Origin of the sequence: Pseudoalteromonas sp. MIP2626 (assembly GCF_013414205.1) — a bacterium.
Taxonomy (GTDB): Bacteria; Pseudomonadota; Gammaproteobacteria; order Enterobacterales; family Alteromonadaceae; genus Pseudoalteromonas; species Pseudoalteromonas nigrifaciens.
This window is the reverse complement of the sequence record NZ_JAATTW010000063.1, coordinates 1-18398: the sequence shown is the minus strand read 5'-3', so window position 1 is coordinate 18398 and position 18398 is coordinate 1. Positions and strand designations below refer to the sequence as shown.

Sequence of the window (18398 nt, the reverse complement as noted above, 5' to 3'; positions counted from 1 at the left end):
ATACGGGATGGCTTGCTTTATCAGCGTTTAGGAAATAAGTTGATAAAATGTGAAGGGTACAGGAGCCGTATACGAGGCCCGTACGTACGGTTCTGTGAGAGGGATGAGGCATAAGCCTCACCCTACTCGATGGGTTTTAATCAAAATCAACAAGTAGCAAAGTAATAGACAGCCCCTTTATAAAAAAGTTCTTAATTTAATTATCTTTCTTTTCTAGTAATGGCATTAACATTTGCTCTAGCCCATTGAGCTTTACCTCATACATCATGGCTAGTTGGCTGCCTAGCTTTGAGTCGGGAAACCCTTGTTGTTTAAACCATACTAAATAGGGCTCGGGTAAAAGCAGTAAAGGGCGGCCTGCGTACTTTCCAAAGGGCATAATAGTATTAACGGCAATTTTTAGCTGTGTAGGATCCATTGGCTTTAAAGGTTTTATAAAACATAGCTAAGTGTAAGGTATATTAAAGAGATAAAATAGGCTGTGACGGGCAAGTAACAGCCTATTTAACGAGGGAGCAGGCCCTCTGGATTAATATATTTTATTAGTAAGCCCTTCGTTAGCTGGAGTCTAACTAGGGGCAGGTGCTTGCGCTAATATTTACCAATAGTCTTTAGTTTACCTGCTTTTTTCTATGTTAGAGAATTAGCTTGTAAAAGAATGTAAATTCAAATTAGTGCTGCTTTACGAAAATAATTTTTGTTTAACGTGCTCAGCAAAACCACTACCGGCTTCTAAGTAAAAGTTATAGGTAGAATTTACACCCATTTCTTCTAACTCTTTTTGCTGATCAGGGTAGTTAGCAATAGCGGTAACTTGCCCTTTATAACCCGATGCTTTTAATTGCTCTAACGCAAAAATATTTTGCATATGCTGTGGCATTGTTAGCATGACCATTTCAACACGAGAGTGATTTACGCGCTGCCAAAAGTCAGGGTCGGTCGCATCTGCTATTAATACATTTCTTCCGCGTTTTATGTGCTTATCAACTACTTCAGGCTTTATGTCTATACCTGCAACTAGCTGTGGGTGCGTAGCATTTATTGTTTCATAAGCACCTGTGCCAATTCTGCCCATGCCAAATATAACAATTTTAGTGTCGTTAAGGTTAACAGGCAGTTCTTCGGATAAACGAGTTTTACTTTCAAACTTTAGTAGCCAAGGCTCTATTTTTGCGTAAATTTCGTTAGAGCGCTTATTTAAAGGGGATGCAATAATAAAGGTAATTGATACGGCAATTGCAATAACGGCTAACCACTCAGAGGTGATCATGCCTGTAGAGGCGGCTACAGCGCAAACTATTAAACCAAACTCGCTATAATTAGCTAAACTAAAAGTGGTTAGCAATGAGGTGCGAGCACGTAAGTTAAACATGTTTGTTAGCACATAATATAAAAACGTTTTTATTGGTAATACTAACACCAGTAATAACGCGGCCAGTAATGAGCTGGTGGTAAGCTCTGCGTTTAAACCTATTGTTAAGAAAAAGCCAACCAATAAAATATCTTTTAAATTAAGTAATGACTTAGAAAGTTCACTGGCCTTTTTATGAGGCGCAATCATCATACCTATTATTAGTGCCCCTAAATCACCTTTTAAACCAACTAGCTCAAATGCATGATAACCAGCCACAAGTGCAAAGAAAAACCCAAATAATGGCAGGAGTTCGCCGTGTTTAGAGCGGTTTAGTATCCACCCCATAACAGGGCGTACTAGCGGCAGTGAAATAATAAGTACCAAAGCCCAAATATTAGGGATTTTACCTGTGCTAATAGCTAAAAATACCACGGCAAAAATATCTTGCATAACTAAAATACCAATGGCTACTTTTCCGTGTAAGCTGCCCATTTCACCGCGTTCTTCTAACACTTTAACAGCAAAAACGGTACTAGAAAAACTCAATGCAAAGCCAACTAATAAAGCGCTTTGCCAGCTCAAATCAACAAATAATGGCAGTGCAAATAGGCTAAGTAATAGCATAAAGCCACTAAATAACGCACTACTCAAAATAATATGTAAAGTAGCAGAAGCCCACACTTGTGGTTTCATTAAACTATTTACTTTTAGCTTTAAACCAATACTAAATAATAAAAGCGTAACGCCTAAGGTAGCAATGGTGTTGAGTAATTCGGTGCTTTTATAGCCCGCTAAATTAAGCGCGAATCCCGCAAGTAAAAAACCGATAAGAGGAGGGAGCTTTAGCTGATAAACAGCAAAGCCAAACACAAACGCGGCGGCAAAGTAAATTAGTTCCATAATTATAAATATCACTTCATTGGGAGGTTTAGTGTAACGAAAAATCAATACCATTGAAAATAAATATACAAATACTCACCATTTTATTCATACAATAAGTCCTTCATAAAAGATTAGGCTTAAGCGCCGTTTAATCAAATACTTGCTCTGTTGCGTATGAAAAATGGACATTTAACACTTATTTAATCGTAAACAGCATGTAAATAGTAGTTTTTCACTGACAAGAGCATTTAAATGTGGTTAAGATGCGCTAACGACGAAGTTTAAGTTAGAGCACATTATAGAGCCGCTCAGCTTAAGGAGAAAAATATGTTTAAAAAGATTTTAGCATCGGTTGGTATTGGTGCCGCCAAAGTAGACACTATTTTAGAAACAGAGCACCTTCAGCCTGGGCAATTATTTAATGCGCAAATCGTTATTACAGCTGGTGATGTAAGCCAAGAAATTGCAGGGTTAGATTTACTATTAATGACGCGAGTTAAAGCATCAAATGAAGATGGTGACTATTTTACCAACCACGTTATAGAGCAGTGGCGCATTACAGATATAGGCACGGTAGAGCCAGGGGAAGTTAAAACGATTCCTTTTCAAGCACGGTTGCATTCAGAAACACCTATTACTGAAATTAATGCAGGGTATAACCAATCTTATGTTTGGCTTGAAACTGGGCTGGGCATTGATTTAGCGCTTGATCCAAGTGATAAAGACCATTTACATGTGTACCCCAATGAAGCTGTTAAAACGTGTATGCAGGCCATGGAAAAGCTAGGCTTTAGCCTAACTAAAGCTGATGTTGAAAAAGGCCATTTGCGCGCATCAACGTTTCAATCAGTGTCTGGTTGTTATCAAGAGCTAGAATACAAGCCTAACAGCCGCAGTTTATTTGGAGTGAAAGAAATTGAATTATCATTCATTCCAGAAGCACATAAAACCCATGTGTTAATTGAGTTAGATAGAGCATTTAAAGGCGATGGTTATGTAGATTTAACCATAGAGCACGACCATGTAAATCTCTCGCAATTATGCGATCAGTTAGAGCGACTATTTACCTAAGGTAGATAATTACTTAAAACAAACCCAGCTTATGCTGGGTTTTTGTTTTAAGCCATTTTATTATATAGCATAGCGGTTAATTAAGCCCCTAGCTGCATTACTGCTATTATGCCTAGCCCTAATAACGTATAGGCTTTTATGTCTATTAGAGCCAACGACAGGAGTTACAATGGCGTTTAAATGTGAAACTTTTACTGCGCTCAATACGCAAACCTTATTCTCCATAATGCGTGAGCGCGTAGAGGTATTTGTAGTTGAGCAAATGTGCCCTTATCCAGAGCTTGACGATAATGATATAGCACCAAGTACCTTGCATATTTACACTGTGAAAAATAATACGCTACAAGCTTATGCTCGATGCTACGAAAAAAACGCAAAATACAGTGCGATCGGTCGCGTGTTAGTCACTAAAGAGGAACGAGGTAGAGGATTGGCTCAGCAATTGGTTACAGAGGCCATTAATTGCTGTAAAAGCCAATGGCCAGAACGTGATATTTATATTGGTGCGCAAACGTACTTACTGGAGTTTTATCGCTCATTCGGATTTGAAAGTATTAATGCTGAATATTTAGAAGATGGCATTGCTCATCAAGATATGGTTTTACAACTAGTACCTTGATTAAAAAAGCCCACAATGTGGGCTTTTTTGTTGTTAAGAGCAGAAACTAACTTTAGCTTAATAATGAATGTAAAAATACCAGGCCTATCGCCAGTGGGCATACAAACTTAGTGTACCAAGGCCATACTTTCCAAAATAAGGTATTGTGTACTTCAGGGTTACCTTCTTGAATGGCCTTTAGTAATGAGCCTCTTGACCAAATCCAGCCTACGTATATACAACACATAAGACCTAATAATGGCTGTGCCACTTTAGTGGTTAAGGTGATCACTAAGCCAAACAGTAACTCTAAGTTACACACTATCGTGATGCTCACTAGAGTGATTAATGCACCAATTACCCAAGTGGCCTGTAAGCGAGACATTGCAAAGCGTTCTACCGTATAAGATACCGGCGCTTCGAGCATTGAAATAGAGGAGGTGAGTGCTGCAATGCTCATTAGCGCAAAAAACGCAAAGCCAACAAATAACCCCATACCACCCATACCATCAAAAAGTGCAGGTAATACTTGAAATACTAATGTGTCTTCAGAGAGGAGCTTTCCGGTAGTCGGTGAGAAAATCTCAATCCCTTGTGCTTGTGCTACATACATAGCAGGAATGATTAATAACCCTGCGACAAAAGCAATAAATACATCAATAAGCGTGACATAAGCACCTAACGAAACTAAGTTCTCTTTTTTACTAATATACGAGCCATAAATAATCATCACACTGGTACCTAGTGATAATGAAAAGAATGCTTGCCCTAGTGCACTAACTAACAAGTTAGCATCAAAAATAGATGAGAAATCAGGTACTAAATACGCCTTTAAGCCTTCAATAGCGCCATCTTGGGTCATTACATAAATAATTAACGCAAATAAAATGCTGAGCAAAGCAGGCATTAAACGTTTTGACCATTTTTCGATTCCGTTTTCAACGCCACGACTAATAATAGCAACGGTTAGTACAATAAAGATCATAGTGAAAATGATGTTTCTGCTAAGTGACTGTTCACCTAGCCAAGCAGATGCAGAGTTTGCGCCCACTAACGTTGTAATAGGTTCTGCTGTTGCACTTAGCATCCAACCAGCAACAATGGCATAAAAGCTTAAAATAAAGCCAGCACATAAAATACCGCCAAAACCAACCGCAAAAGAAAAATGTTTTTGCCAAGGTTTATTAGATATTTTTCTAAGTGAAGAAACCGCATTTGCTTGGCCATGACGACCAATCATTAGCTCCGCCATTAAAGCAGGATAAGCCAAAAAGAATGCCAGTACTAAATACGCAATTAAAAATGCGGCACCACCATTACTTGCGGTTTGTGTAGGGAAACCCCAAATGTTACCTAAACCTACAGCAGATCCTGCGGCGGCCATTATAAAACCAAAGCGAGAGCTAAACTCGCCTCTTACTGCACTCATATTATTGTACTTCTCTATTTTGTGACGGCGCAGACAATCTACTGGAAATGTAAAAAAATAAAAAGTGCTAATTTGCTGATCTAGCACAATTACTTTATTAAACTCTGTGTTATGAACATAGATTTTAATAAAGTAACTTAAAACTAAAAATTAACAGCTTGATATTGTTTAATAATTGTTAATTTACAGTGTGTAGCCTTTACTTTACACTAGGGTGTTGTTGAGCTATTTTCAGGGTAAAACAAGCTCCACCTAACTGCTTACTTTTGCCTGCATAAACACGGCCGTGATGCCAGTCAGCTACTTTTTCAACAATTGCTAATCCGAGGCCATAACTTTTATCAGCTCGATTGCGGTGATTGTTTTCGCGAAAAAAAGGGCTAAATACTTTGCTAAAGTTTTCAGCTGCTATGCCTGGGCCATCGTCCTCTACGGTAATAATAATATGTTGCTCATTGACAGTAGCACTTACATAAATATGTTGCAGGGCAAAGTCGCAGGCATTATTAATTAAATTAGTAACGGCTCTGGCAAGCCAATGTAAGTCGGCATAAATAACATCGTTACTACTATTAAGTTGCACACTGAGTTTGTGGGAGTCTAATTTAGGCGATAGCTGCGCTAAAATATCTTCAAAGTAGCTGCGCATATGGGTTGCAGAGTAGGTTAAGCGGTTGGCATTTTGTTCTAGCGTGGCAAAGGCTAGGTAGCTTTTTAGCATAGACTCCATATGGTCTAAGTCATTTTCCATGCGGGTTAAATATTGCTTCACTTTTGGCATGTCATTGCTATCTATTGCAGCATCTAAACCAAATCGCAGGCAAGCTATGGGGGTGCGAATGTCATGGGATAAACTCGAAGCCATTAGCTTATTTTCAGCAACCAGCTTTTCTATTTGACTCGCCATACGGTTAAAGGTGAGCTCTACATCTTTTATATACGTGAAATGAGAGACTTTGATACGAGTTTTAACATCACCCGATGCAAATTTTTTAGCTGCTTCATTTAACACGCTCAAGCGTTTGGCTAAGGGATAAATAATAAAGCCCATAAATACACACAGCCCAGCGTAAAATAATAAGGTTAGAATAATATCGTCGCGTTGCTCTGCTTCAAATGAGTTATCGAGGCGCATAGATAAATGATAAGGGCTTAATGCTTGGTTGCTATAAAGCATATGAAAACCCTGTTCGCCCTCTAAAATTAACCCACCATGGGTTTGCATTTGCATAAGTAAGGCAGGGCTAAGCGCTAAAGTGTCGTTTAGCTTATAGGTAAGCGGCAGGCTAAAGTCGTTGGCTAACTTTGTAACATAATTACTGCGCTGTGCAGGGGGGAGAGTAGCAAGCTGTTTGCTAAACCCTGCAATCATTTTACTTTGCATGCTAAATTCGTCTAAAGGGGCGTGTGTATTTTGACTAAAAGCGTCAATAAGCCAGCCTAAAACAATAATCGAAAGCAGTGCGCTGCTAAGCAGTGCAATATAAAACTTTTTCATTTGTAGCTACCAAGCAGTGGCAACGAGTAAATAACCTCGTCCCCAAATTGTTTTAATTTTTTCAGGGTTTTGCGGATCGTCATTAAACTTTTTACGTAGCGCAGAAATAAGCACATCAACACTTCTATCAAGGCCGTCGTACTCGCGTCCTTTGGTTGCTTTAAACACCGCATCGCGTGATACAACTTGCCCTGCGTTACTGGCTAAGTAATGCAGCAATAAATACTCAGCGCTAGATATATTTATATCGATATCGTTAAGTTTAACGCTTCGCGACTCACTATTAATGCTCAAAGCCCCTACATTAATAATACTATGCTGTTTATGAGATTGGCTGCTTTGGGTGGTGAGCCTAAGGGCTGACTTTATTCTTGCTAGTAATGCACGAGGGCGTACCGGTTTCATTATGTAGTCACTGGCACCTACCTCTAAGCCAATCACTTCATCCATTTCGTCATCACGAGCTGTTAGCATAATAATAGGAGCTTGATAAAAGCTACGTAGCTCGCGACAAACGCTTATGCCGTCTAACCCAGGAAGCATAATATCAAGTAGTATTAACTGCGGTTTCAAGGTTTTAACTTGGCCAACAACTTCATCACCGCGATGACAAACATGTACACAATAGCCTTGTTCTGTTAAATATTCAGCCACCCATTGTGCCAAAGAAATATCATCTTCAACGAGTAAAATAGTACCGTAATTATCCATAAGACTTCCTTATTAAAACAATCGCCAACGGCGTTTTTTCTGCCTGTTTTGATAAACCCACTGTAACTTTACTTCAGTGGTGGCTATGACTTTTGCAGTATTACTATCAAATAATTCAAATGATAAGCTCTGCTCAGAGTCAAATGCATAATTAAAAACGCCGTGTTGCTGCTTAAGCCAACATTGCATAATATATTTTGAGGTAGCGTCTCGTAAGCAGTAGTTACCTATTGTGGGCTGCTGCCATGATAAAACCACTTCAGTATAACAGTGGCGGCCTTCACGTAGTGCCACGCAGGTATTAGGTATTGCACTAAGTGCGGTTACCTCTTGGGGCACCTCGGCGAGTAAACTGCCAGGGTAAGCTAATAGTAAATAACACCAGCGTCTAAAATACATAACGCACGCCTAGCTTGGCTTTGTGTTGGTACCCTTGAGAAATAATAGGGCTGTCGTCAATTTCTTTAGAAAATAAAGTCGTTAACCAGCCGGCTAAAAACACCCAGTCTTGGTTAAGCGGGTACTCAGCATGAAACTCAAGCATAATGCTGCTGCTGGCATTGGTTTTATAGGCAGGACGCAGCAAGGTAACTTCACTTTGCTCAATACCAAAATAATAGTTAGTAAAGTCAGCAGAGTAGGCACTAAAGCCTATGCCTGAGCGAAACTCCCAGTTACGCCAAGGTTGTATTTTGCTAAAAAAAGAATTAAATACCCAGCCATTGTGGGCGTTTGAAATGTCATGCAAAAATTCAATAGAAACCTGTGAGCCATCAAATCTGTGGGTAAATCTAAGGCCTGTATTAAAGTCATACTTACGCTTTTTAATGCCGCGTAATTCCTCAACCACACCATTGTTATAAAACCCCAAGCCTTTTTGACCAAACCCAGCTTGGGCGTTAGCACCGATTATATCGAGCTCCCAATTATATTTGTTAATTAGACTGTAGCCTATAACAAGGCCGCCGCTGAGTTGGTTATGGTCATAATCGAGATAAAAGTTATCAAAAGAAACCGCAAGGCTGAGATCTAATTCAATACCATCGTCATAGGAGTCCATGCCGATAAGGTAAGAGTCTTCAATATAATAACCAGTACCGGCGCTCCAGTCCCATGCAAAGCCTTGAATAGGCTCCAAGGTATTATCAGCATAATAGCGGTTACTGGCAGTACTATGGGCACTAAATACACAGGCAAATAATAAGCAGGTGTAACATAAAAAATAGCTAAGTATTGAGTGCTTCATCCTTGGAACCTAAATAAGTAATGGTTATAAAGCGTAGTATATTGTTAAACGTTCCTTTAAACCTGTAAAAAAATGTAGTGTTTAACTTACGCTTATATCACTTTAATTTTGTCGATTAATATACTGCTTAAATAAAACTGCATCATTGGTGCTAAAGCACTTATTTCTGTGCGAGTACACGGGCCTTGCACTTTAGTCAGTGTGCTAAGCTTGCTCATTGTATTATATTTAGGAATAGTTACCTTTGTATTTGCCTCGGCGCGTGCTAAACGTGCTTGTTCGGTATTTTGCTGGTGGACAAAGGCGACTACTTCAAGTTCATTAGTGATTTTTTGCTCTTCGGTAAAGCTATAAATCAGTGATTCACGATGAAAGCTAGTGCTATCTAAAGATGATTTTGCAAACCAAACAACATCACCAGAGGCTTTATGCGTTAAGCGCATACTAACTTGCGCTAAAATAGTTGCACACTGCTGGGTTGGAAATTGCTGTGCAACTTTAGAGTATAGAGCATAAGGTTGTTTGGGCTGATTTAACGTGTATTTACTATCATCGGTAAACGACAGATCAACTTGATGAATAGCAAGTGTGTAATCACTATCGTTTTTAGTAGTTACTTTTAGTTGTTTGTCATTGAGCGCTTGGCTTATTTGCGCCAGTAAAGTGTCGGTTACACTTACTCTGTCGGTAACAATTTTAACCGTTTGGTTTTTCATTACTTTATGAGCTGGTAATTGCACTGACTTTACTTTAGGCGAGGTGTGTTGTGCCTCATACTCCAGTTGGTATGTCTGACTTTTTAACATTGGCTTTAAGGGCATTGCCAATGGCTCAGCAGGCTGATTTGTTGTTGTGGTTATAGCGCAACCCGATGAAAATAATATAAAAAGTGGTACAACTAAAAAACGCATAAATACTTCACACTCAGTAAAAGGCCAATAATCAACATATTGTACGTTAGTCTTGACAAAAGTTCATGATATTATATGCATAGAAGCAATTAAAAAAAGAAAAAACAGCCACCGATGAAGTACCTTAATTACTCGATTTATTACCTGCTCGCCTTTTGTATTTTAATAACCCACTCAGAGGTTGCTGCAAATGTAGATCCAGATTGGCCTGCATTTGTAAAAAAATATGGGCGTTACGCAGAAAAAAAGCTTAAACGAAAAGGTATACCTGGCGCGGCTTTATCGATTGTTAATATGCAGTCGAGTGATTATATTCATACCATGGGCTTTACCAAAGTGGGTAGCTCTCAAAGGGTTAATCAACATACACGTTTTAGATTAGCATCAGTATCTAAAACCTTTGCAGGATCGTTAGCTGCTAAGCTTGCAAGTGAAGGGGAAATAGATTTATACCAGCCTATTAGCGACTATATTCCTGAATTTGCTAACACCGACTACAAAGATAATTTAAAGGTTTATCATATTTTAAGTCACTCTAGTGGCCTAGTTCCCAACGCCTACGATAACCTAATTGAATCACGAATGAGTTATCCAGATATTGTTGAAAAGCTACTTACGGTAGCGCCCATATGCGATCCTGGGCAGTGTTATGGCTATCAAAATGTGATGTTTAGTTTAATTGACGATGTAATTTTAAGGAGTACTCATAAAAGTTACTCTCAGTGGCTAAATGACGCTATTTTTACGCCCTTAAAAATGCATGACACTAGTTTAGGCTACGACGCTATGGTGCAAGATAAAAACTACGCATTTCCACATGTAAGAGGGAAAAAACGTTGGTATAGCGCTAAGCTGAAAAAAAATTATTATAAAGTAGCCCCCGCTGCAGGCATAAATGCCAGTGCTGCCGATATGGCAATATGGCTAAAGGCGCAATTAGGTCAGTACCCAAATGTATTATCGCTCGATGCATTAGCGGTACAAACACGTCCCTATACGCATACCAAAAAAGAGCAATACCGACGAGTATGGAAAGGTCATCTTAGTGAGGCTTTTTATGGGCTAGGTTGGCGAGTATATAACTACGATGATGAAACCCTTTATTACCATAGTGGTTGGGTGCAAGGCTATCGCACCGATTTAGTGGTTTTTCCTCATTTAAATGTGGGTTTTAGCTTAATAATAAATGCCGAAACTGGGGTGATAAATGAACTTACAACAGAGTTTATAAATAGAGTGCTTAAATATAAGCGAGGCTAAAAATCATGATTAAAGATAAAAGGCTTTTAATCTTGGCGCTACTGGTTATGGTGTTTAATAGCCAATTTGTATTTGCCGCCCCAGATAAGATTTATTTATTTCGCCACAGTGAAAAACAAGCCGGTAAAAACCCGTCGCTTACAGTGCTTGGCGCACAACGTGCACAGTATTTGGTACAGTTAATAAAACAACATAAAAACGTGCAGCTATTTAGCAGCAATTATAAGCGTACATTACAAACAGCAGCGCCAATGGCTACTTACTTAAGCACTACAGTAAAAATGTATGATGCAGCTGATTTAGCTTCACTTGAAAGTAAACTACTAAAATTACAGGGTGTTGTAATTGTTGTAGGACACAGTAACACCACGCCTGAACTTACGGCACTGCTTTCAAAAGGTACGGTGAGTGCTATGTCTGAAGATGAGTTTTCGCGCTATTACATACTAGATAAAATACGCGATAAAGCCCCAAAAGATGCACCACAATATAGGGTCAGTGAACTCACTATGGATTTTAATCATTAATTTAAAAGTGACAGATAATAAAAAACCAGCGGGTGCTGGTTTTTTTATATTACCGGGTAAATCCTACAAGTAGGTGTTTAGCCACGCGGTAATTTAATTTTTTTCTCTTCACTTTGGCGATAAAGCACAATTGTGTGACCAATTGATTGTAATTTAGTAGCGCCAGTTTCACGCACAATTGCTTCAAAAATGAGCGCTTTAGTTTCGCGATCATCAGTTGGAACCTTCACTTTAATTAATTCGTGAATTTCTAATGCGCTTTGAATTTCTACTACTACGCCTTCGGTTAAACCGTTAGAACCTAGTAAAACTACAGGCTTGAGGCTATGTGCCTGACCTTTTAAAAACTGCTTTTGTTTGTTTGATAATGTCATGTTTATACAAATTTTGCTGAATATGGCTTGAATTAAGGGTATTCTACCGCCATCTAAAGAATATTACTAATTAGTTGCGTGTTAATTTATGACAAATAAAAAACAGTCAGCCAGTTCACAGCGATGGCTGAAAGAACATTTTGATGATAAATATGTTCAAGAGGCGCAAAAAAAAGGTTGGCGTTCTCGAGCTGTTTTTAAATTAGATGAGGTCCAAAGTAGAGACAAGTTACTCCGCCCAGCAATGACTGTTGTTGATTTAGGGGCTGCACCGGGTAGTTGGTCACAATATTTGGCAGAAAAAGTAGGAGATAAAGGCCAAGTTATAGCGTGCGATATCCTCCCTATGGATTCATTAGCGGGTGTTGACTTTTTACAAGGCGACTTTCGTGAAGAAGCAGTGTTAAGTGCGTTGTTAAAACGTATTGATGGCAAAAATGTTGATGTGGTACTCTCTGACATGGCACCAAATATGAGTGGTAACAATTCAGTTGATCAAGCTGGTAGCATGTATTTGGTCGAGCTTGCACTGGATATGTGTAATCAAGTACTAAAGAAAAATGGTGCATTTATTGTTAAAGTATTCCAAGGTGAAGGCTTTGATCAGTTCTTGCAAGATGTACGTAATAGTTTTAAAACAGTGAAGATACGTAAACCAGATGCCTCGCGCGCCCGTTCACGGGAAGTATATATAGTAGCGACTGGATATAAACTGTAGTACAGTTGTTGGGCGTTTAGTTGAATTTAAATTAATTGGATACAAGAGGTTAACCCCTTGAGCGATATGGCAAAAAATCTAATACTCTGGCTGGTTATTGCAGTTGTGCTGATGTCAGTATTTCAGAGCTTTAATGGCGGCGATCAAGTAGATCGTCAAACTAGTTATAGTCAATTTGTTAAAGATGCCCGCAGTGGCTCTATACAAGAAGTGGCAATTGAAAGTACCAGTGGCACAATTACAGGTACAAAAACCAGTGGCGAACGTTTTCAAACGATTATGCCAATTTACGACAAAGACATTTTAAATGATTTGTTAAAAAGTAACGTGAATGTGAAAGGGGTTAAACCTGAAGAGCAGTCATTTTTAGCAAGCATATTTATTTCTTGGTTCCCTATGATACTGCTTATTGGTGTGTGGATATTTTTCATGCGTCAAATGCAAGGCGGTGGCGGTAAAGGGGCAATGTCGTTTGGTAAGAGCAAAGCGCGCTTAATGAGCGAAGATCAAATAAAAACCACTTTTGCCGATGTTGCTGGTTGTGATGAAGCTAAAGAAGATGTATCAGAATTGGTAGATTTTTTACGCGACCCATCAAAATTTCAAAAATTAGGTGGCAGCATTCCTAAAGGCGTGTTGATGGTTGGTCCTCCTGGTACAGGTAAAACGTTACTTGCTAAAGCCGTTGCTGGTGAAGCAAAAGTGCCGTTCTTTACTATTTCTGGTTCGGACTTTGTTGAAATGTTTGTTGGTGTGGGCGCATCTCGCGTACGAGATATGTTCGAGCAAGCTAAAAAAGCATCACCCTGTATTATCTTTATTGATGAAATAGATGCTGTAGGTCGTAAACGTGGCGCTGGTATGGGCGGCGGTAACGACGAACGTGAGCAAACGCTAAACCAAATGCTAGTCGAAATGGATGGTTTTGGTGGTAACGAAGGTATTATCGTTATTGCTGCAACTAACCGCCCAGACGTATTAGATCCAGCCTTACTTCGTCCTGGTCGTTTTGACCGTCAAGTTGAAGTTGGCTTACCTGATATTCGTGGCCGTGAGCAAATTCTTAAAGTACATATGCGTAAAGTGCCATTAGGCGACAACGTTGAAGCGGCTGTAATTGCACGTGGTACACCGGGTTTTTCAGGTGCTGATTTAGCAAACCTAGTAAACGAAGCTGCACTGTATGCGGCACGCGGTAATAAACGTGTTGTAAGTATGGCTGAGTTTGACGCTGCTAAAGATAAAATCATGATGGGCGCTGAGCGCAAAACCATGGTGATGAGCGAGCAAGAAAAAGCCATGACAGCGTACCATGAAGCTGGCCATGCTATTGTTGGTCGTATGGTGCCAGAGCATGATCCTGTTTATAAAGTATCTATAATTCCACGTGGCCGTGCGCTAGGTGTAACTATGTACTTGCCAGAACAAGACCGTGTAAGCCATTCGAAAGAATTGCTAGAGTCGATGATCTCAAGCCTGTATGGCGGACGTATCGCAGAAGCACTTATTTATGGTGCAGATAAAGTAACCACAGGTGCTAGTAACGATATTGAACGTGCGAGTGATATTGCCCGTAAAATGGTAACGCACTGGGGTTTAAGTGAAAAACTTGGACCACTACTTTACGCAGAAGATCAAAACGATATGTACATGGGCGGTGGCCGCTCTATGAGTATATCGGACGAAACAGCTAAAATTATCGATAGCGAAGTACGCTTATTATCAGATCGTAACTATCAGCGAGCAGAAGCGATATTAAAAGAAAATATCGATATTCTACACGCAATGAAAGATGCGCTGATGAAGTACGAAACGATTGATGCTAAGCAAATTGATGATTTAATGGCGCGCCAAGAAGTTCGTGAACCACGCGATGCGCATGACCGCCATGAAAAAAAGCCAGTTAAAGAAGATGTTTCAGCAGAAAAATTAGTTGATGAAGATCAAAAACCAACTGATGAAGCTAAAAAAGATGAAACAAACCTTGATGACAAAGCTGAATAATCGTTAAAATAGCTAAACTAAAAGCCCCGAACCTCGGGGCTTTTTTGTATCAAACGTATAAAATAAACTTCAGCTAATTCAAACAAAAAAGGTCATCATGAATAATTTACTAAACTTGCCTCGCAAACGTACACTAAGTTTGGCAAATCCAGTAATTATGGGAATACTTAATGTTACTCCCGATTCTTTTTCAGATGGCGGGAAGTTTATAGACCCTGATATTGCGCTGCAGCGTGCGCTGCAATTGTTAGACGACGGGGCGCAAATTATAGATATTGGCGGAGAGTCGACTCGCCCAGGTGCTCCTGATGTGAGCCTTGAGGATGAATTAGCACGTGTAATACCAGCGATTAAAGCAATTCGTGAAAACAGTGATTGCGTTATATCTATTGATACCAGCAAAGCACAAGTAATGCACCAAGCTATTTTAGCTGGGGCCGATATTGTTAATGACGTACGTGCATTACAAGAAAGCGACGCACTGAACGTAGTGGCGCAGTTTCCTGATGTTGCGGTGTGTTTAATGCATATGCAAGGCCAACCTCGCAGCATGCAGGCAGCGCCACACTATGATGATTTATTTACAGATATAAAACAGTTTTTTAGTCAGCGTATTGCTGCGTGTAAAACAGCGGGGATTAAGCAAACACAACTTATTCTTGATCCTGGCTTTGGTTTTGGTAAAACACTCAGCCACAATTACCAACTACTGGCGCAGTTTAATGACTTTAATCAGTTTGGTTTACCGTTGTTAGCGGGATTATCGCGTAAGTCGATGATTGGCAACTTATTAAATAGAAATACAAATGAGCGATTGGCCGGCAGTTTAGCGGGCGCATTAATCGCAGCACAAAATGGTGCGCATATTATTCGTGTACACGACGTAAAAGAAACCGCAGATGTACTTAACGTACTACAAGCCTGCAAACAAGGAGTACTTTAAATGAAAGAAAGAAAATATTTTGGCACCGATGGTGTACGCGGGCTCGTGGGTGAGCATCCTATAAATCCTGAGTTTGCAATGAAACTAGGTTGGGCTGCGGGCCGTGTCCTATCAGAAAACGGCACTAAAAAAGTGATGATAGGTAAAGATACCCGCATTTCAGGCTATATGTTAGAAACCGCATTACAAGCAGGGTTAATTGCAGCAGGAATCGATGTTGTATTACTGGGCCCTATGCCAACCCCTGCGATTGCTTATTTAGCACAAACATTTAGAGCCGAAGCCGGCATAGTAATTAGTGCATCGCACAACCCGTATTACGATAACGGCATAAAGTTTTTTAACTGTCGCGGTTTAAAGCTTGATGACAAAGTAGAGCTTGAAATTGAAGCCATGCTTGATGAACCAATGACTTGTGTTGAGTCAGATAAATTAGGTAAAGCGAGTCGCTTAACTAGCGCTGATGGTCGTTATATCGAATTCTGTAAAAGCCAATTTCCACAAAGCTTGTCGCTTGAAGGATTAAAAATTGTACTCGATTGTGCCAATGGCGCAACTTACCATATTGCACCATCAGTTATGCGCGAACTAGGTGCAAATATAATCACGCATGCGTGTGAGCCCAATGGTGTAAATATTAACCATGAATGCGGCGCTACTCACGTAGATACCCTAAAACGTAAAGTGCTTGAACATAATGCAGATGTGGGCATTGCCTATGATGGCGATGGCGACCGTGTAATGATGGTTGATCATAATGGTCGTGTGTTTGATGGTGATGACTTAGTGTATATTATTGCCTGCCAAGCAGCGCAAGATGATAATTTAGGTGGTGGTGTTGTTGGCACTGTTATGTCAAACATGGGCCTTGAAAATGCATTGAAAGCCAAAGGTATTGAATTTGCACGCAGTAAAGTAGGCGACCGTTATGTAATGGAATTGCTACAACAAAAAGGCTGGACTATTGGCGGCGAAAGCTCGGGCCATGTATTAAACCTTGATTTAATTAGCACCGGCGATGGTATTATTTCAAGCTTGCAAGTATTAGCTGCTATGGTTGCGCAAAATAAAACATTACAAGACTTAGGTACTGGTTTTACTAAGTACCCAATGAAAATGATTAACGTACGTTATACCCCAGGTACAGATCCGACAAAAGCGCCTGCAGTATTAGCTGCAGTAGCAGAGGTTGAGCAAACTTTAGGTGAAAAGGGGCGTGTGTTACTACGCAAATCAGGCACTGAACCTGTTGTACGTGTTATGGTTGAGGCCGAACAAGAGAAGTTAGTAATCGACAGCGCAGAAAAAATAGCCGCGGTTGTTGAATCTATGAGCAAACAAACTGATTGATAACAATAACCTCTTGTAACTTTGGGCGAGTCGAGTTAATATCTCGACCGCTTTCTCATGTGGAGTGGAAAAATGGCAGCACGCAAGGCGATGGTCGCAGGCAATTGGAAAATGAATGGCTCTTTAGAGCTGGTTAAACAAATGTCTGATGCTATTAACAATGTTAAATCAAACGAGATAGACATTGTTTTATTTCCTCCGTTTCCGTTAGTGTCAGCAATGATAGCCAGCGGTGTTTCAACGGGAACTCAAACTGTGTCAGAAAATACCCCCGGTGCATTTACCGGTGAAGTTGATGCACAACTTATTAAAGAGTTGGGCGCCCAATATGTATTAGTAGGTCACTCAGAGCGTCGTAGTATATACAAAGAAAGCAATGATGTCGTAGCTGCAAAATTTGCTCGCGCACAACAAGTTGGTTTAACGCCAATTTTATGTGTTGGAGAGAGCGAAAGTGAGCAAGAAAACGGTAAAACAGAACAAATAGTTGCTGCACAAATTGATGCAGTAATTGAAAAATTAGGTGTAGCAGCACTCAAAGATTCTGTGATAGCATATGAACCCGTTTGGGCCATAGGCACAGGTAAGACTGCATCGCCAGAACAGGCACAAAGCGTTCATAAATTTATCCGTGACAAAATCGCTTCATTAAACAGCGATTTAGCACAAGGGCTAACCATCTTATATGGTGGTAGCGTTAACGAAAAAAATAGCGAATTATTATTTGCACAAACAGATATAGACGGCGGCCTAATTGGTGGCGCAAGTTTAAAAGCAGATTCATTTGCTGCTATCTGCAACAGTGCAAAAGGGACCGTATAAATGTACGAAATTTTACTAGTAGTTTATTTAGTTGTAGCTTTAGCGCTTGTTGGAATGGTTTTAATCCAGCAAGGTAAAGGTGCCGATATGGGTTCTTCATTTGGCGCGGGTGCTTCGTCAACTGTTTTCGGATCATCAGGTGCAGGTAACTTTATGACTAAAACAACGACAGTTTTAGCTTCTGTGTTTTTTATATTAAGCATAGTACTGGGCAACCTTACTGCAAGTCATATTAAAAAGACTGATGAATGGGAAAACCTTGAAGCAGCACCAGCTTTAGAAACAGTTATTCCTGTTGAAGAAGATGTGCCAGTTACATCTTCGAAAGAGCAACGCTCTGACGTACCAAATTAATTTAGCGTAAAAGCTAAAACGTTAAACGATTTATACTCCTCAAATAAATCATAAAGTTTAACACCTAAGCGCAAGCTTAATAAATGCGGATGTGGTGGAATTGGTAGACACGCCACCTTGAGGGGGTGGTGCTTTAGGGCATGGGGGTTCAAGTCCCCCCATCCGCACCAAATTTAAAACCCAGTAACTAACGTTGCTGGGTTTTTTGTTTGCCCAGCGAAGCTGGCAAACCCGATAGGCTGAAAGATGCCTTATCACCCTGACTAAGGGGAAGATAATCTGAATGGCAAGGGCGTCACTGGCCAACGGTGGGGTCTGAAGGAAGCCATAAGAAGTTAGAGGTACA

Annotated in this window: 19 protein-coding genes and 1 tRNA gene; 11 read left to right on the top strand and 9 right to left on the bottom strand. The window is 40.0% G+C overall.

Annotated elements, in window-relative coordinates:
• Positions 1–196: 196 nt before the first annotated feature.
• Positions 197–418, bottom strand: coding sequence for a DUF3820 family protein (locus HC000_RS16630; protein WP_179808228.1), 222 nt, complete (start codon positions 416–418; stop codon positions 197–199).
• Between the two features lie 264 nt (positions 419–682).
• Complete coding sequence (locus tag HC000_RS16625) at positions 683–2254, bottom strand: cation:proton antiporter family protein (RefSeq protein ID WP_041454668.1); 1572 nt, start codon at positions 2252–2254, stop codon at positions 683–685.
• A 309-nt stretch (positions 2255–2563) separates the two neighbouring features.
• On the opposite strand from HC000_RS16625, the gene HC000_RS16620 reads away from it, so the two are divergent.
• Together HC000_RS16620 and HC000_RS16615 are read left to right on the top strand one after the other, a co-directional pair.
• The gene (locus HC000_RS16620; protein ID WP_179808226.1) at positions 2564–3307 is read left to right on the top strand and encodes a sporulation protein; all 744 of its coding nucleotides are present in this window, start codon (positions 2564–2566) and stop codon (positions 3305–3307) included.
• A 169-nt stretch (positions 3308–3476) separates the two neighbouring features.
• Positions 3477–3926, top strand: a complete 450-nt coding sequence (locus HC000_RS16615; protein ID WP_179808224.1) for a GNAT family N-acetyltransferase — start codon at positions 3477–3479, stop codon at positions 3924–3926.
• Positions 3927–3978: 52 nt separating this feature from the next.
• On the opposite strand, the gene HC000_RS16610 is transcribed toward HC000_RS16615, so the two are convergent.
• From HC000_RS16610 to HC000_RS16585, 6 genes are all read right to left on the bottom strand, one after another.
• On the bottom strand, positions 3979–5334 hold the full coding sequence (locus HC000_RS16610) for a sodium-dependent transporter (RefSeq protein WP_086993503.1): 1356 nt from the start codon (positions 5332–5334) through the stop codon (positions 3979–3981).
• A gap of 199 nt (positions 5335–5533) precedes the next feature.
• Complete coding sequence (locus HC000_RS16605; RefSeq protein ID WP_179808223.1) at positions 5534–6832, bottom strand: ATP-binding protein; 1299 nt, start codon at positions 6830–6832, stop codon at positions 5534–5536.
• Positions 6833–6838: 6 nt separating this feature from the next.
• Positions 6839–7543 (bottom strand): response regulator transcription factor, encoded by a 705-nt coding sequence (locus HC000_RS16600; protein WP_011327554.1) that lies wholly within the window; start codon positions 7541–7543, stop codon positions 6839–6841.
• Positions 7544–7555: 12 nt separating this feature from the next.
• The gene (locus tag HC000_RS16595) at positions 7556–7942 is read right to left on the bottom strand and encodes a DUF3019 domain-containing protein (RefSeq protein WP_041454364.1); all 387 of its coding nucleotides are present in this window, start codon (positions 7940–7942) and stop codon (positions 7556–7558) included.
• The gene (locus tag HC000_RS16590) at positions 7932–8789 is read right to left on the bottom strand and encodes a MipA/OmpV family protein (protein WP_086993499.1); all 858 of its coding nucleotides are present in this window, start codon (positions 8787–8789) and stop codon (positions 7932–7934) included. The genes HC000_RS16595 and HC000_RS16590 overlap by 11 nt, the downstream gene beginning before the upstream one ends.
• A 92-nt stretch (positions 8790–8881) precedes the next feature.
• Positions 8882–9700: a hypothetical protein gene (locus HC000_RS16585; protein WP_011327557.1), complete on the bottom strand. Its 819-nt coding sequence runs from the start codon at positions 9698–9700 to the stop codon at positions 8882–8884.
• Positions 9701–9814: 114 nt separating this feature from the next.
• On the opposite strand from HC000_RS16585, the gene HC000_RS16580 reads away from it, so the two are divergent.
• Entirely contained in the window at positions 9815–10960 is a 1146-nt protein-coding gene (locus HC000_RS16580) for a serine hydrolase domain-containing protein (RefSeq protein ID WP_011327558.1), read from the top strand.
• Between the two features lie 5 nt (positions 10961–10965).
• Positions 10966–11487 (top strand): histidine phosphatase family protein, encoded by a 522-nt coding sequence (locus HC000_RS16575; protein WP_011327559.1) that lies wholly within the window; start codon positions 10966–10968, stop codon positions 11485–11487.
• A 77-nt stretch (positions 11488–11564) separates the two neighbouring features.
• On the opposite strand, the gene yhbY is transcribed toward HC000_RS16575, so the two are convergent.
• The gene (yhbY, locus tag HC000_RS16570) at positions 11565–11861 is read right to left on the bottom strand and encodes a ribosome assembly RNA-binding protein YhbY (protein ID WP_011327561.1); all 297 of its coding nucleotides are present in this window, start codon (positions 11859–11861) and stop codon (positions 11565–11567) included.
• 88 nt (positions 11862–11949) lie between these two features.
• Between yhbY and rlmE the strand changes: the two genes are divergently transcribed.
• From rlmE to HC000_RS16535, 7 genes are all read left to right on the top strand, one after another.
• Entirely contained in the window at positions 11950–12579 is a 630-nt protein-coding gene (rlmE, locus tag HC000_RS16565) for a 23S rRNA (uridine(2552)-2'-O)-methyltransferase RlmE (protein WP_011327562.1), read from the top strand.
• Between the two features lie 66 nt (positions 12580–12645).
• Positions 12646–14583, top strand: coding sequence for an ATP-dependent zinc metalloprotease FtsH (gene ftsH, locus HC000_RS16560; RefSeq protein ID WP_058374518.1), 1938 nt, complete (start codon positions 12646–12648; stop codon positions 14581–14583).
• Positions 14584–14680: 97 nt separating this feature from the next.
• A complete protein-coding gene (gene folP, locus HC000_RS16555; protein ID WP_179808219.1) occupies positions 14681–15526 on the top strand; it encodes a dihydropteroate synthase in 846 nt (281 codons plus the stop codon).
• On the top strand, positions 15527–16876 hold the full coding sequence (gene glmM, locus HC000_RS16550) for a phosphoglucosamine mutase (protein WP_011327565.1): 1350 nt from the start codon (positions 15527–15529) through the stop codon (positions 16874–16876).
• A gap of 72 nt (positions 16877–16948) precedes the next feature.
• Positions 16949–17698: a triose-phosphate isomerase gene (gene tpiA, locus HC000_RS16545; RefSeq protein WP_179808217.1), complete on the top strand. Its 750-nt coding sequence runs from the start codon at positions 16949–16951 to the stop codon at positions 17696–17698.
• On the top strand, positions 17699–18052 hold the full coding sequence (gene secG / locus HC000_RS16540; RefSeq protein ID WP_011327567.1) for a preprotein translocase subunit SecG: 354 nt from the start codon (positions 17699–17701) through the stop codon (positions 18050–18052).
• An 85-nt stretch (positions 18053–18137) separates the two neighbouring features.
• A tRNA-Leu gene (locus HC000_RS16535) sits at positions 18138–18222 on the top strand.
• Positions 18223–18398: the final 176 nt, after the last annotated feature.

Excerpts from the sequence above, each read along its gene's own strand:
- HC000_RS16630 (WP_179808228.1), bottom strand. The coding sequence starts at position 418 with ATGGATCCTACACAGCTAAAAATTGCCGTTAATACTATTATGCCCTTT.
- HC000_RS16625 (WP_041454668.1), bottom strand. The coding sequence starts at position 2,254 with ATGGAACTAATTTACTTTGCCGCCGCGTTTGTGTTTGGCTTTGCTGTT.
- HC000_RS16620 (WP_179808226.1), top strand. The coding sequence starts at position 2,564 with ATGTTTAAAAAGATTTTAGCATCGGTTGGTATTGGTGCCGCCAAAGTA.
- HC000_RS16615 (WP_179808224.1), top strand. The coding sequence starts at position 3,477 with ATGGCGTTTAAATGTGAAACTTTTACTGCGCTCAATACGCAAACCTTA.
- HC000_RS16610 (WP_086993503.1), bottom strand. The coding sequence starts at position 5,334 with ATGAGTGCAGTAAGAGGCGAGTTTAGCTCTCGCTTTGGTTTTATAATG.
- HC000_RS16605 (WP_179808223.1), bottom strand. The coding sequence starts at position 6,832 with ATGAAAAAGTTTTATATTGCACTGCTTAGCAGCGCACTGCTTTCGATT.
- HC000_RS16600 (WP_011327554.1), bottom strand. The coding sequence starts at position 7,543 with ATGGATAATTACGGTACTATTTTACTCGTTGAAGATGATATTTCTTTG.
- HC000_RS16595 (WP_041454364.1), bottom strand. The coding sequence starts at position 7,942 with ATGTATTTTAGACGCTGGTGTTATTTACTATTAGCTTACCCTGGCAGT.
- HC000_RS16590 (WP_086993499.1), bottom strand. The coding sequence starts at position 8,789 with ATGAAGCACTCAATACTTAGCTATTTTTTATGTTACACCTGCTTATTA.
- HC000_RS16585 (WP_011327557.1), bottom strand. The coding sequence starts at position 9,700 with ATGCGTTTTTTAGTTGTACCACTTTTTATATTATTTTCATCGGGTTGC.
- HC000_RS16580 (WP_011327558.1), top strand. The coding sequence starts at position 9,815 with ATGAAGTACCTTAATTACTCGATTTATTACCTGCTCGCCTTTTGTATT.
- HC000_RS16575 (WP_011327559.1), top strand. The coding sequence starts at position 10,966 with ATGATTAAAGATAAAAGGCTTTTAATCTTGGCGCTACTGGTTATGGTG.
- yhbY (WP_011327561.1), bottom strand. The coding sequence starts at position 11,861 with ATGACATTATCAAACAAACAAAAGCAGTTTTTAAAAGGTCAGGCACAT.
- rlmE (WP_011327562.1), top strand. The coding sequence starts at position 11,950 with ATGACAAATAAAAAACAGTCAGCCAGTTCACAGCGATGGCTGAAAGAA.
- ftsH (WP_058374518.1), top strand. The coding sequence starts at position 12,646 with ATGGCAAAAAATCTAATACTCTGGCTGGTTATTGCAGTTGTGCTGATG.
- folP (WP_179808219.1), top strand. The coding sequence starts at position 14,681 with ATGAATAATTTACTAAACTTGCCTCGCAAACGTACACTAAGTTTGGCA.
- glmM (WP_011327565.1), top strand. The coding sequence starts at position 15,527 with ATGAAAGAAAGAAAATATTTTGGCACCGATGGTGTACGCGGGCTCGTG.
- tpiA (WP_179808217.1), top strand. The coding sequence starts at position 16,949 with ATGGCAGCACGCAAGGCGATGGTCGCAGGCAATTGGAAAATGAATGGC.
- secG (WP_011327567.1), top strand. The coding sequence starts at position 17,699 with ATGTACGAAATTTTACTAGTAGTTTATTTAGTTGTAGCTTTAGCGCTT.